The sequence below is a fragment of the Paludibacterium sp. genome (genome assembly GCF_019232825.1).
In the GTDB taxonomy this organism is placed as follows: Bacteria; Pseudomonadota; Gammaproteobacteria; order Burkholderiales; family Chromobacteriaceae; genus Paludibacterium.
In genome coordinates, this window is the sequence record NZ_JAFAND010000022.1 from 1 (window position 1) to 13,255 (window position 13,255).

The 13,255-nt window shown below is 63.6% G+C and carries 15 protein-coding genes; 4 read left to right on the forward strand and 11 right to left on the reverse strand.

What is annotated here, in order from left to right:
- The first annotated feature begins 178 nt into the window (after positions 1–178).
- Genes JOZ06_RS01825 through JOZ06_RS01835 form a run of 3 tightly spaced genes read left to right on the forward strand, consistent with a single transcriptional unit; the run spans position 179 to position 2,885 of the window.
- A complete protein-coding gene (locus JOZ06_RS01825) occupies positions 179–1,222 on the forward strand; it encodes an FAD:protein FMN transferase (RefSeq protein ID WP_293228093.1) in 1,044 nt (347 codons plus the stop codon).
- Positions 1,219–2,151: an ABC transporter ATP-binding protein gene (locus JOZ06_RS01830; RefSeq protein WP_293228094.1), complete on the forward strand. Its 933-nt coding sequence runs from the start codon at positions 1,219–1,221 to the stop codon at positions 2,149–2,151. Before JOZ06_RS01825 ends, JOZ06_RS01830 begins: the two co-directional genes overlap by 4 nt.
- On the forward strand, positions 2,142–2,885 hold the full coding sequence (locus tag JOZ06_RS01835; RefSeq protein WP_293228095.1) for an ABC transporter permease: 744 nt from the start codon (positions 2,142–2,144) through the stop codon (positions 2,883–2,885). Before JOZ06_RS01830 ends, JOZ06_RS01835 begins: the two co-directional genes overlap by 10 nt.
- Before the next feature lie 8 nt (positions 2,886–2,893).
- Here JOZ06_RS01835 and tatA read toward each other — a convergent pair whose 3' ends face one another.
- From tatA to nosZ, 11 genes are all read right to left on the reverse strand, one after another.
- Positions 2,894–3,070, reverse strand: coding sequence for a Sec-independent protein translocase subunit TatA (gene tatA / locus JOZ06_RS01840; RefSeq protein WP_293228096.1), 177 nt, complete (start codon positions 3,068–3,070; stop codon positions 2,894–2,896).
- 43 nt (positions 3,071–3,113) lie between these two features.
- Positions 3,114–5,252 carry a NosR/NirI family protein gene (locus JOZ06_RS01845; RefSeq protein WP_293228097.1) on the reverse strand — a complete coding sequence of 713 codons (2,139 nt, stop codon included), beginning with the start codon at positions 5,250–5,252 and terminating at the stop codon, positions 3,114–3,116.
- Between the two features lie 31 nt (positions 5,253–5,283).
- Complete coding sequence (locus JOZ06_RS01850) at positions 5,284–5,946, reverse strand: hypothetical protein (RefSeq protein WP_293228098.1); 663 nt, start codon at positions 5,944–5,946, stop codon at positions 5,284–5,286.
- 20 nt (positions 5,947–5,966) lie between these two features.
- On the reverse strand, positions 5,967–6,362 hold the full coding sequence (locus tag JOZ06_RS01855) for a c-type cytochrome (RefSeq protein WP_293228099.1): 396 nt from the start codon (positions 6,360–6,362) through the stop codon (positions 5,967–5,969).
- A gap of 10 nt (positions 6,363–6,372) precedes the next feature.
- Positions 6,373–6,771 (reverse strand): hypothetical protein, encoded by a 399-nt coding sequence (locus JOZ06_RS01860; protein WP_293228100.1) that lies wholly within the window; start codon positions 6,769–6,771, stop codon positions 6,373–6,375.
- A 2-nt stretch (positions 6,772–6,773) separates the two neighbouring features.
- Positions 6,774–7,043, reverse strand: coding sequence for a hypothetical protein (locus tag JOZ06_RS01865; protein WP_293228102.1), 270 nt, complete (start codon positions 7,041–7,043; stop codon positions 6,774–6,776).
- A gap of 9 nt (positions 7,044–7,052) precedes the next feature.
- A complete protein-coding gene (locus tag JOZ06_RS01870; RefSeq protein ID WP_293228104.1) occupies positions 7,053–7,568 on the reverse strand; it encodes a nitrous oxide reductase accessory protein NosL in 516 nt (171 codons plus the stop codon).
- The gene (locus tag JOZ06_RS01875) at positions 7,565–8,392 is read right to left on the reverse strand and encodes an ABC transporter permease subunit (RefSeq protein WP_293228106.1); all 828 of its coding nucleotides are present in this window, start codon (positions 8,390–8,392) and stop codon (positions 7,565–7,567) included. The genes JOZ06_RS01870 and JOZ06_RS01875 overlap by 4 nt, the downstream gene beginning before the upstream one ends.
- Before the next feature lie 6 nt (positions 8,393–8,398).
- Positions 8,399–9,298: an ABC transporter ATP-binding protein gene (locus JOZ06_RS01880; protein ID WP_293228107.1), complete on the reverse strand. Its 900-nt coding sequence runs from the start codon at positions 9,296–9,298 to the stop codon at positions 8,399–8,401.
- Positions 9,291–10,547, reverse strand: coding sequence for a nitrous oxide reductase family maturation protein NosD (locus tag JOZ06_RS01885; RefSeq protein ID WP_293228108.1), 1,257 nt, complete (start codon positions 10,545–10,547; stop codon positions 9,291–9,293). The genes JOZ06_RS01880 and JOZ06_RS01885 overlap by 8 nt, the downstream gene beginning before the upstream one ends.
- A 94-nt stretch (positions 10,548–10,641) precedes the next feature.
- Positions 10,642–12,603: a TAT-dependent nitrous-oxide reductase gene (gene nosZ, locus JOZ06_RS01890; RefSeq protein WP_293228109.1), complete on the reverse strand. Its 1,962-nt coding sequence runs from the start codon at positions 12,601–12,603 to the stop codon at positions 10,642–10,644.
- A 341-nt stretch (positions 12,604–12,944) separates the two neighbouring features.
- On the opposite strand from nosZ, the gene JOZ06_RS01895 reads away from it, so the two are divergent.
- A complete protein-coding gene (locus tag JOZ06_RS01895) occupies positions 12,945–13,088 on the forward strand; it encodes a hypothetical protein (protein ID WP_293228110.1) in 144 nt (47 codons plus the stop codon).
- Positions 13,089–13,255 lie beyond the last annotated feature (167 nt).

A 13,255-nucleotide genomic window follows, 5' to 3' on the forward strand; every position in this document is an offset into this window, starting at 1 on the left:
GGAGGGGTTCAGTTCGAAATCTAGCCCTTGTCGCCGGCGGCGGCAAGCAGGTGGCGGGGGGCTTTTCTCCGTTTCTTGATTCTCGTCATTCATGCCGCCTTGCTGTCCGGACCATACTGCCGTCCATGACAACGGCAACGATGGAGACGGCGTGATCGCAAGACGCAGGTGGCATGGCATGGCCGTGCTGATCTTGACGGCAGTGGGAATCTTGACGGCGGTCGTCATGCTCGCGTTGCGCACTCCTTCACTGTATAGCCAGGGCACTTATGTCTTTGGCACCCGCGTGCAATTGATGCTGTATGGCCCATCGCTGGACGAGGCACAGCAGAGCACCAGCGCGGTGTTTGATCACTGGCAGCAAATGCAGCGCACGCTGCATGCCTGGCGGCCATCGGAAGTAACCCGGCTCAATGCCGCGCTGGCGGATGGTCGGCCTTTCCAGGCCTCTCCCGACCTGACGCGTATTTTGTCCGCCGCGCGTGCCTTGACCCTGACGTCTCATGGATTGTTCGACCCCGGCATCGGCCGGTTGATCCGGCTATGGGGCTTCCAGGCCGATCAGTTTGGCGTAACCCCGCCGACGCACGCGCAAATCCGTGCGTTGATGACGCCGCCGCCGAGTCTTGCGGCGCTGGATATTTCACCTGCCGGGCGGATTGCCAGCCGGCAAACCAATGTGGCGATCGACCTGGGCGGCTATGCCAAGGGCTGGGCGCTGGATGATGCGGCCACGCTGTTACGCCAACGCGGCATCCAAAACGCGCTGATTGACGTGGGCGGCAATTTGATGGCGCTGGGCAGCAAAGGCGGCGAGCCGTGGCGGGTCGGCATTCAGGACCCGCGTCGCGCCGGCACGCTGGCCACACTGGATCTGCGAGATGGCGAGGCCATCGGCACCAGCGGCGACTATCAGCGCTTCTTTCTGCGCGACGGTCAGCGCTACTGCCATATCCTCGACCCGCGCAGCGGCGTGCCGGCGCAGGCGAGCGAATCGGTGACCGTGCTGGTGCCGCCCGGTCCGCATGCCGGCGCATTGTCCGATGGCGCGTCCAAACCGCCATTCATTGCCGGAGCCCGCCAGGCGATGGCGGCCGTGCGTCCGCTGGGCGTGACGGCCGTATTGCTGGTGGACGCCAAGGGTCAAGTCTGGGTGTCGCCCGCGATGGCCCGCCGTGTGCGCTTCACCGATCCCAACGTGCATCCGGCGATCCTGCCATGACGCCCCCGGCTGGTGCAGGCTTGGCGGTAAGCCGGTTGACGTTTCTGCGCGGCCGGCGCGCCGTCATTGACGATGTCGGTTTCAACTTGGCGCCGGGCACCCTGACCGCGCTCGTCGGTCGCAACGGCGCCGGCAAGACGACTCTGTTTTCACTGCTGTCCACGCTATTGTGCCCGCACGCCGGAACGATTCAGCTCGCCGGCGTGGACGCTGTGCGCGATCCGGGCTTGGCGCGGCGTCATCTGGGGGTGGTATTTCAATCCGCCGCGCTCGAACCGCGACTGAGCGTGGAGGACAATCTGCGTTTTATGGCCAGCTGCCGTGGCATGCGCGGCAGCGAGGCCAATGCGGCGCTGCCGGGCATTCTGGAGGAACTCGACATCGCGGCGGTGGCGCGGGCGCGCATCGATACCTTGTCCGGCGGCGAGCGCCGCCGCGTCGAGCTCGCGCGGGCGCTGGTCGGCCGTCCGCCGATACTGCTGCTCGACGAACCGACCCAGGGATTGGATCCGATGGCGCGCCAGGCTTTTTGGACACGCATGCGCGCTCAGGTCGCCCAGGGCCATACCGTGCTCTGCGCGACCCACCATGTCGAGGAAGCACGTGACGCCGATCGGGTCCTGCTGCTGGACCGGGGCCGGCTGCGCGCGTCGTCGTCATGGCGTTCTCTCACACAGGGGTTGCGCGGCGTCATCGAGCTGGTCACCGTGGACAACGACAAGAGTCTTGCTTGGCTTGTCCAGGCGGGGTGGCGGGTCGAGCGGGGCGAGGGGTGTCTGCGGGTCGCCGCCGTCGACGTGGCGGCGCAGCTGCCGGCGCTGCTTTGCGCCATGCCGGTCGCGGTCGTGCGCGCTGAGGCGCATCCGCCCGGCTTGGAGGCGGTGCTCGACGCGTTCGGCGCAGAAGCGGAGGGGACGGCATGCGCATGATCGTGGCGATGATCTGGTTTGACCTGAAACGCTTCGGCCAGTCGCCGTGGCGCATCCTGTTCGGGCTCACGCAGCCGCTGTTGTATCTGTTCGTGCTGGGCGCGGCGCTTCGGAGCGGCACCTATGCCGAAGTGGCCGACTACCAAGCCTACCTCTATCCCGGCATTCTCGGCCTCGCCTTGATGTTCAGCGCGGTGTCGGCGGCGGTCGGCATTGTGCACGAGCGCGAGGTGGGGTTTTTCCGTGCCCTGCTGGTGGCGCCCGTGCCGCGCCGCCACCTCGCCGTCGGCAAGGTCGTGGCCGGGGCGGTGTTGGCCTTCCTGCAGACCTTGCCGCTGCTGCCGTTCGCGCCGGTTGCCGGTTTGGGGTTGACGCCGGTGTCTCTGACGCAGCTTGTCGGCGCGATGTTTCTGTCCGCGTTGGTCTTTTCGGCGCTTGGCCTGGCGTTGGCGATGCCGTTCCGCTCCGTGCTGGTGTTCCCTGTGGTGTCCAACGCCTTGCTGCTGCCGATGCTGTTCCTTTCCGGCGCGCTTTATCCGCTAGACCTGGCGCCGGATTGGATTCAACTGGCCGCGCGTTTCGATCCGGCCGCCTACGGCATCGATCTGATGCGCGGCGCGGTCTCCGGCCAGTTCGCCATCGCGCCTGGCCGGTCCGTGCTGCTGCTTGCGCTTTGCCTGTTGGTTGCCGGCGTCTGGGTGCTGGCGCGGCTACGCCGCGCCGCGGAACAATAGACGGAAGCCTAACGCTCCTCCGCGCTCTGTTTCGCCTCGGCCGTCTGTCCGTCCTTCATTCCCTCGCGGAAGCCGCGCACGGCGCCGCCCAGGTCCTTGCCGATGTTCGGCAGTTTCTTGGTGCCGAACATCAGCACCACGATCAGCAACACGATCAGCCAGTGGAAAATGCTGAGTGAACCCATGGTTGTTGACTCCTCTTGCTTGCGATTAAAAAGATGCCTTGGTTTATTCCTGCAGCGGCTTGATGGGAATGTAGTGGCCGTCCTTGCCGACCGGGGTCAGCGGCAGGCCGGCCTTCCCGCGGCGCTTGCGTTCTTGCGCCAACGGCGGGCAGCTGTGCTCGTCGTAGTACATCACCATGCAGTCCAGACACAGCAGGCACTCCATTTGGTCGATGCGGCCCTGCTCGTCGATGGCCAGCGATCCACAGCCTACCGCGCAAGCATGACAAGTCGTGCAGCCCGGCTTGCGTCTGAGCGCGAAGAGCCGGAAACGCGTCGGCAGCGCCAGCGCCGCGCCCATGGGACAAAGGTACTTGCAGAACGGCCGTTCGACGAAGATCGATAGCCCGATAATGACGGTCCAGAACAGTACGAACGGCCAGCTGCGATGCAGCACGCCGACCAGGAAGGTGGTCTTGAACGGCTCGATTTCCGCCAACTTCTCGGCCCACGGCATGGAAAATACCGAGACCGCCAGCAGGACGAAGAACGCCAGGTATTTGATCAGGCGCAGCCGGCCGTGCCAGCGTGCCGGCAGCCGCCGTTGCCATTTCTTCAATCCCAGCGCGCCGCCCAGTTTGTAGATGAGTTCGGTCAGCGAACCGAATGGACACATCCAGCCGCAGAACAAACCGCGCCCCCATAGCAGCAGCGTCACCGCAATCACAATCCAGAACATGAAAATGAACGGATCGGACAGGAACAGGTTCCAGTGCCAATCGCCGAACAGCGCGTGAATCAGTGTCAGAACCTGCGTCACCGACGGCTGCGCCATCTCCAGCCAGCCGGCGAAGCCGATGGCGATGAGCCAGCTCGCGGTTTTGGGCCAGGACACCCAGCGCTTGTCGGCGCGCTTGGCCTTGCGCACCCAGCGATCGCGCAATGCGTGGAACAGCATCACCGCCAGCGCCCAGAGACCGAACAGACTGATGGCTAGCGGCTTGGTTTGCCAAGCCTTGATCCAGGTGGGCACTTCCTCGGGTACGTAGGGCCGTCCGCCGGCCAGAAAGTCTCCCGGCAGCCAGTAGGTCGAGGAGAATACCGAAAAGGTCTTGGCGCCGGTTTCCTTGTCGAGCTTATGGCCGAGGAAATCGAATTGCCACGGGTAGGCGGCGCTGAATTTGCGGCTCTTCACCACGAAGATGCCGGTCTCGTTGAATGACGGCGCGCCCGCGGCCTGCAATGTGTACAGATTGAGATAGTCGGAATCTTTGAAGGTGAAGGCGTTGATGCCTTGCTTGACCTGGATGCGGTCGTAGATGCCGCCCCGCACGAACCCGGATCCCTTGAACGACTCGGTGCCGTTGGCCACCACGAACAAGGCGTGCTCGCCGGGCTTCAGGCCGCTCATCAGCTGAGCGTAATCGTATTCGCCCAGAATACTCTTGCCGATCGCCGGCGCGTTGAGATAGCCGTAATACAGGTCGAGGTAGGGGGCGCCGGAGTCCGGCGCGCCGACGTCGGACGGCTTGACCGTCAGATGCTGGATCGCGCCCATGTCCATGAGCGCCTGCCAACTATACTGGCGGGTGGCCGGCTGCAGTTTGGCCTGGGGCAGGATGGTTTCCTTCAAGATGCCGACTTGACTCGCGACCGCGACGGCACAACGCGAAATCAGCTGGTTTTCGGCGATGACCGTGACGGTGGCGCCGGAAATGGCATCGAGACCCGTGGCGCCGTCGTTGCCCTTGCCGATTTCAAAACGCGAGCCGGCGAACTTGCCGACGTATTGCTGCAGGAAAGCCAGCAGCTTGTTTTCCGGAATGCCCACCAGCAGGATCGGCTCGCTGTGCTTGAGCACGCGCACGCCGGTGATCGTGCCCTTGGTATCCATGCCAATCAGCGTGACGATCGGCTTGCCGGAGTAGCCCATGGTGTCGACGATGTCGGTGGATAGAAAGACGTACCCGCGCAGCACGCGTTGCGACCCCTGCTGGGAATAGGCTTCCACATAGGGCGGGTTGCCCTTGCGGGCCGAGAAGGCCGTGGCGCCGGGCAGCACCGCGCCGCAATCGGTCCATTTGCACATCTCGGGTTGGGAAAAGAGTTCGGCAGGCAGCTCCTGCTCGTAGATCGACGCCATGCCGGGCCTGGCGAGCAGGCACAGCAGCGTAAACAGCATCAGGCGGAATAGCGCGCGCATGACAAGACTCTCGATAAGCGATAAAAGAGGTTCATGATCGGACCGCGGACATGTGACAAACGGCCTGCAGCAACCGGTAAGGTTGTTCAGGATGCTGCCAAGTCACTTTTCTGAGCAGCCGTGGCGAAGCCCATAACGTACCGTCATTCATCTCGACCAGCAGCGGCATGGCAATAAGCCGGTGCACGCGGCGCATGTCCCGCCCCGACAAATCGGCGGGCGTGACGCTGGCGGCGCCGCTGCCGTCGTACAGCACCGCCTGGCGTACCGGGCCGCCGCCCGACATGATGCGCATCACCTCGCCATCGCCGAGCGTCAAGACGGCGAGCACCTTGCCGGTCGCCGCGCTGGCCAGCGCGAGCCGCCAAGGGCTGCCGCCGCGGGTGCCCTGGGCGGCGGCGGCATGGTCGAGCACGATCAGCGCCGGATAAACGCCGGCCTGACGCAGTGCCTGGCCGATACCGCCCGCAAGCTGGGCGTCGTTCGCCGTCCGCGCCGCGGATTGCGATAGCAGGCGCTCGGTGATTTGGCGCGCCCGCGTCTCGCTGCCGCGCGGCGTAACCAGGCCAACGGCGTGGCCATGACTTTGCCAGGCCTGGGAGAGGCAGGGCGGCGTCAAGCGGCTCGCGCACAGCGGCAGCGACAGCAGCGGCACGGACAGCAGCGAAACCAGCGGGCGGATCGGCATGAGCATGGCGGTTGTGCCGGTTAGGTTCAGCTGGCCTTGGCCACCATGTAGTCGACCGCGGCCTTGACTTCCTCATCCTTCAGGCTCGGATTGCCGCCGTGTGCCGGCATCGTGCCCTTGCTGCCGGTGAAGCCTTCCAGCGCATGCTTGTACAGCGTGTCCTTGCCCTCGGCAATGCGCGGCGCCCAATCTTGTTTGTTACCGAATACCGGCGCGCCGGCGGCGCCGCTCTGATGACACATCGAGCAGACGGTCTTGAAGGTCTTGGCGCCCACCGGGTTCTGGTCTTCCAGGCTGGCCGCGGGCGCCGGCTGGGAAGCGGCGGGGGCCGCGCCGGCGGTGGCGTTGTCGCCGCCTTTGCCGCAAGCGGCTAGCCCCAGGCTCAACGCCATGGCCAGAATCAACATGCTGCCGTTTTTCATTGTTTACTCCTTATAGGGTGGGGTGAATCCAAGCGCCCGCGCGCTCGGTGGATGGCTGCTCATAGCCCAGAAGCGGGGCGGCGAGCAGGCGTTCGACGAGCCGCACGGCGTTGTCCCAAGGGGCGGCGCCGACATGGCTCAACGGATCGGCGACCACGTTGCCGTCGGGAAGGTGCAAATGATTCGGCGCGCTGGCGAGGCCGGGATGGGTCGGCGCCGTGTCGATGCGCATTTCGGCATCGCCCCAGCGCCAACTCATCGAATATTCCGCCGCACTGGCGAAGCAGAGCATCAACGCCACACCGTTGGCGAGCTGCAGTTGCAGCGCGTCGCGGCACAGGGTGATGGCGGCGAGCTGTTCGGCCACGGCGTGGGCTTCCAATCGTGCTTTCAATTCGAGCGGCAGCATGGTCAAGCTCCTTGTGCCAAGAGCAGGTCGCGCAATTGCTCGCGTGTCGCCTGGCGTGTGTCGGCGAGGCTCTTCGCCGACAGATAATGTTCATAGGCCGGGTGTTCGGCGACCTCGCCGGCGGCGATGCGCGCCAACAGCGCCGTTTCGTCGTCGGCGCCGTATTGCGCCAGGATCCGTTTGCGGTCTTCGCGCAGGTCATAGGCCAGCCGGCTCAGCGCATCGATTTCCTGCGCCGTCTCATGAGGGGTGTTGCGGAAAAACGAAGTCATGGCTTGTCCTTACATGTTTTGGTCTTTGACGACACCGCCGTCGGTCGTGGCCATGTCGATGGTGATCTGATCGAAACGGTAGAGCTTGCCGCCCTCTGCCTGCTGGAAGTGCTGCGCGTCGCCTGCGGTGGCGAAAGACACAAAGGTTTGTCCCATGGCGCCGAGCTTTTTCGAGCCGACCACGTAGTACGCGGTTTTGGCGTCGATCCAATGGCCGGCCGGCCGCTGCCAATCGGCTTTGCCCATATCCTGCACGTAGACGGCCAGCACCTTGCGCGCCTGTTCCGGCTTGAGATAGACCGAGAACATGCCCAGCGTGTCGCAGAAGAAATCGGGCTCGCCCTGGTCGTAAAGAATTTGCGCCTTGGGCCCCGGATAGTCCTTGAGGCTCATGCCGTCGAGCACGCTGACCGTGCTGGCGGTGATCTCATGCGGCGGCGGGGGCGTCTGCGGCGTCTGCTGGCAGGCGGCAAGCGACAGCGAGAAGCACAGCGGCAAGATGGCGGCGAACGAACGTCGAATCATGGCTTGAATCTCCAGGCGGCAAGACCGAGCGGCGCCGCGACCCATAACAGCATGATCGAGCCGAGCAGCAGCGGATCGGCGAGGCCCGCCGGAAATACGCTCAGCAGGCCGAATAGGGTGTGCAGGTCCGCGGGACCGAAAATATTCAGAATGCGGAAGATGTCGGCCGGATTGAGCATCAGCAGCACCGGGAACAGCGCGCCCAGCGCCGAGCCGCCGCTCAATACCAGCACGCCCAACAACAGCAGGTCGTACACCAAGACAAAAAAGAACCAGATGGCGATGGCGGCGCCGCTCGCGGCTGTGCGGCTCGCGCAAAACGCCGAGGCGGCCACCGCGAGACTGAGAAAGACCCAGCCGAGCAACACGGCGCTCACCATGAAGCCGGCGTATTGGAACCAGTCGGCCATCGGCAGCTTGATCACCACCACCAGGCCCGCCAGGCCGAAGCCGGCCAGCGTCGAGCAGGTCATCGCCAGCGCGAGCCCCAGGTATTTGCCCAGCAGCAGTTCCGCGCGGCTGATCGGGTAGGACAACAGCAGGTTGAGCGTGCCGCGCTCGCGTTCGCCCACCAGCGCGTCGAAGCCCAGAATCAGCGCGATCAGCGGCAGCAGGTAGATCGATAGGCTCACCAGGCTCGCGATCAGCGGCTCGATGCCTTGGAAGCCGACCGTGCCCTGCGACACGGCGCCGAAATAGCTGATGGCCAGGGTAAACACGGTAAAGACCAGCGAGACCGCCAGTACCCAACGGCTGCGGATGCGGTCGCGGAATTCCTTGCCGGCGATGACGCGGATGGGTTGCCACTGCAGTGCGAGGGTCATCGGGGGTTACTCCACATGGCCGAGAAACAGTTCTTCCAGGCTGGCTTCACGTACCTGGATGTCGAGGATATGCGCGGCGAGGCCGGACAAGTCCCGCAATAGCCGCATCTTGTCGTCGCGCGCGCAGGGGAAGCTAAGGCGGCTGCCGTCGATCGCCGGTTCGCAGCCGGCGAGCCGCGCCACCGACGGCGCCAGCGCCGCCATGGCGCCGGGCTGGGCGGTCAGCACGATCCAGGCGGGGCTGTTGCGGCCTTGGCGCAGCGCATCGAGGCTGCCCATCGATTCGATGCGGCCATTTTTCAGCATGGCCAGGCGGTCCACCCGTTGCTGGATCTCCGCCAGGATGTGCGAGGTGATGACCACCGTCATGCCGCGCTCGCGCAGCGCCGACAAGGTTTGGTAGAACGCGCGGATGCCCTCCGGATCGAGGCCGTTGGTCGGCTCGTCGAGAAACAGAATGTCCGGTTCGCCCAGCAACGCCTGGGCGAACCCCAGCCGTTGCCGCATGCCCTTCGAGTAGCCGCGCACTTTGCGCGCGCCGGCTTCCTGCAGTCCGACCTGTTCGAGCAGCGCAGGGCTCTGCGCCGGGTCGAACCCTTTGAGGCGCGCGAAGAATCGGAGCGTCTCTAGGCCGCTCAAATTGTCGTACAGCACCACGTTCTCGGGCAGATAGCCCAGGCGGCGGCGAATCGGCCGGAAGCGCTTGTCGTCCACCGTTTGGCCATGGATGCGGATGTGGCCGCTATCGGCGCGCAACAGGCCGAGCATGATCTGAAACAGCGTGCTCTTGCCTGCGCCGTTGTGGCCGATCAGGCCGAACAGCTCGCCTTGGCGGACCGACAGGTCGACGTCCTGCAGGGCCTGGACCGGGCCGAAGGCTTTGCTGACGCCGGACAATTCAATCATGGTGTTGGCTCCATTGACGCCAGTCGGCATGGACCGGCTTCATGCGCGGCGCGTCATCGAACACACCGGGCACCGACAAGAGGGGGAACTGCTGTGCGATCAGGCGCAGCGTCTGCAACGCCGGGCTGTTCATCAATACCTTGACGAGCGGGTAGCGCCACGTCAGGCGGTCGACCAGATCGTTCGATTTGTAGGGGATGTCGCCGGTGCCGCGGCCGCGCTGGTCCCAGCCGAAATAATTGCTCCAGTAGTTGCGCGGCCAGGCCACGTCGTCGGCGGCGACGTAGCGGATCTGTTCCTTGTTCTGGATGAAATCGTTGCCGCTGACGCGGTTGTTGATCGAGCCGCCCCACAGGTGGACGCCGACGTGATTGTTGATGACCAAGTTGCCGCGCAGCGTGTTGTATTCGGCGTCGTAAATGAACAAGCCGCGCTGATTGCCCTCGACCACGTTGTTCTCGATCAGCGAATCCTGAATGGTGCGCAGCATGATGCCGTGGTCGGTATTGCCCCAGACGCGGTTGTTGCGCACGATCTGGTTGCGCGTTTCCATCAGCGCGAGTCCACCGCGGTTGTGGTACACCTCGTTGCCGTCCCAGGTGTTGTAATACGAATTCATGTAATGGGTGCCGTAGCGCACGTTGTGAATGCGGTTGCCGATGAACTGCGCGTGGTGCGAGACGTCGACATAGATGCCGTCGCGCGCATAGCTGACGGTATTGGCGATGATGTGCGCGCCGGTGGTGTTGTAGATCTGGATGCCGTTGCCGCGCTCGGGCGAGGGCAGGTCGCGTTTGCCGACGATCAGGTTTTCTCGAATTGTGACGTTGGCCGAATGCTCGATCCACAGCCCGAACAGGTTGTAGACCAGATCGCATTGGCTGACCTCGGCGCGGTCGGCGCCGGGCTGAATGTAGATGCCGGCGTTTTGCGCCGTCAGATCGCTGCCGCTGTTGACCACGATCAGGCGCGCGATCTTCACGTCCGGCGCGGTGACGCGGATGACGTCGCCTTTGAGGCCGCCATCAATGGTCGGCCGGCCGACGCCGATGAGCGTCAAAGGCTTATCGATGCGCAAATTCTCGCGATAGACGCCGGCGGCCACCTGGATGCGGTCCCCCGCATGGGCCGCGTCGATCACGCGTTGGATGCTCTGTCCCGGCGCGACGGCAAGGGTTGCCGCCGTGGCCGCGCCCGATAGCAGCAGGGCAGAGACAAACCATCCAAAGTGCCGGTGATTGCGTCGCATGGTCTCGATCTATCGGTTGGCCGTTTCCGGCCTGGGAAAAAGGAGGGGGGGCGAGCCCCCCTCAGTGCTCGTTGCTAAACAGCTGGATTGCTCGTTAGCCTTCCACCAACATGCGCGAGCGCATTTCCAAGTGCAGCGCGTGGCAGAAGTTGGTGCAGAAGCACCAGTACACGCCCGGCTTGTCGGCGATGAAGGTCACCGACTGCGTCTGCTGCGGATGCACGACGAAGTTGATGTTGTACGACGGGATGGCGAAGCCGTGCGTCAAGTCCTCCACCTTGTCCAAGTTGGTCAGGATGATGGTGACCTCGTCGCCGCGTTTGACCGTCCACTCGCGCAGACCGAAGATCGGCGCTTGCGAGGTCAGATATACCGTCACCTTCTTGCCCTTGCGCTCGACGCGGCAGTCCTTGATGTTCTTGACCGCCAACGGGAACTCGTCGAGGTTGTAGATCTGCCGCGTCTTGATGATGTCGCGGTGCACGATGATCGAGTCGTGCGGCTCGGGGTAGGTCGGGTGATCGGCGATCAGTACCATCTTGTCGCCGCTGATGTCGATCAGCTGCGCGCTGTCCGGGTGCAGCGGACCGACCGGCAGGTAGCGGTCCTTGGAGAACTTGTTGTCGGAAATGAAGAACTTGCCATCCGGTTCCTTGGTTTCGCCCATCGAGGTGAAGCCGTGGCCCGGTTGATAGTGTACGTCGATGCGGTCGACCACCGGCTTGGCGGTCTTGTCGCCCTTGAACGCCTTCATCGCCTCGTCCAGGCTCCACTTCACGATCTGGCTATCCAGGAACAGCGTGGTGTAGGCGAAGCCCTTGCCGTCGAAGCCGGTATGCAACGGGCCGAGGCCGATTTCCGGTTCGGCGACCACGGTGTCGCGCGGTTCCTTCAGTTCGCCGTTGAACCACTTGAGCATCAGCTCGTGCGAGATCAGCGTGCAGGTTGGTGACAGCTTGCCGGCGCAAGCGTAGTACTTGCCGTCCGGCGAGATGTTGACGCCGTGCGGGTTTTTCGGTACCGGCACATAGCAGGTCAGCGCGGTTTTCGGATCGGTGTTGGCGGCCTTGGTGCCATCGACCACCGGCACCTTCGAATTGCCGATGTGGAACACCTTGCCCGCCGCTACGGCGGCTTCGATGCGAGCGACGTTGAAGAAGATGCACGAGTCGCGCTCGAACGCCATCATGTCTTCGTAGTGCACGCCGTTTTCGGTGTTGTACTGGTTCGAGCAGGCGAGCTTGCCATCGTAGGACGTGGCCACCAGGTCCATGTTGCCGTCGATCTTCACTTGCCAGCGCGGCTGCATGGTGGCGGCGTCGATGCAGGTGAACAGGCAGAAATACTTTTTCGGATCATTCAGATCACGGCCGTCGTTGGGGTGCGGAATATGGAATTCGTTGCCGCAGAACACGCGCGTGGTGTGATTGATCTTGTCGTCGACCGGGTCGCGCTTGTCCGGGAAGATGCCGTGGAAGCCCTGGACGTTGGGCAGCTCGGTGATGTGGTCGCACTCCATCGTGTCCAGGCGCACACGGGCGATACGGCCGTTGATCTTGTCGTTGACGAAGATGTACTTGCCGTCGTAAGTGCCGTCGGTATACGACATGTGCACGTGGTGCGTGTCGCCGGTGGTGTAGTTCAGCTGGCCGTTGGGGCGCGTGCCGATGATCTTTTTCGACTCGTTGGTGTAGCCCCAGCCGGACATGCAATCGGTGTTGTATACCGGGATGCGGCGGATCTCCCGCCCGGAGGGCAGGCCGCGCACGCGCACGTCGCCCGAGTGGCCCCCGCTGGAGAACACATAGTAATTGTCGAGCTTGCCCGGGGCGACTTCGTACTTGTTGTAGTCGATCGCCGTGCCCGCCGCGCCGGCGGCGCTGGCGTCGCCCCCGCTGGCGGCGGCTGTGCTGCCGCCTTGGTTGTTACAGCCGGTGAGCCCCAACGACAGGCCGGCGCCTGCAAGCCCGGCAAGTGCCGAGGTGGTGAGGAATTGACGCCGGCTGGGATCTTGCGCCGCCGGGGCGTCCGGTGTGTTGTCATGCGAAGTAGTCATCACATTCTCTCTCTGTGAATACCTGTGGACGCCAAGAGGCGAGCCTCGTCGAATCCTCCCTGAGCGCGCTCTTGGCGACGGGGATCTGCTTCAGGGTGCGGCAAATTGTCGCGGGGGTCAGCTTACGCTTGCGTCATAAAGATGTTTTTGATATGCATCAATATGACAAAAGAACATGTATTTATTGCACATCTTTAAATTGGCTTTAACGCGTGGTCCTCTATCTGTGACGGAAGTCTGGCGACGAGCCGCGCCAGGCGGAATGATTTCAGTCAAGGATTCGAATGGAATAGGATAACGGCATTACTAGTGGAGGCTGCCGGATGCGCTCGGAAGGAAAGATGGTTCGACAAGATGATTGGCATTGCCACCTGCCGGTGGTCGATGAGGTCTTGCGCGTGGTCGGCATGGTGTCTCAGTCCGACCTGTTGGCGTGTGCGCTATCGTTTCTGGCCTATCGCGCCCATGCGCCGCGTCCGGGTTGAAACGGCGAAGTCATTTCGCTGTGGCCGGAATGGCCTTATTGATCAGATAGCCGCCCTGGCTGATGGCAATCAGCGTGATCATGTTGGCGCTGATCGGTGGAAAGCCGTGGGTTTGCGGTATGACGCCGTGGATTTGTGGCGTGATGCTGTCGATCATCAGACCGATC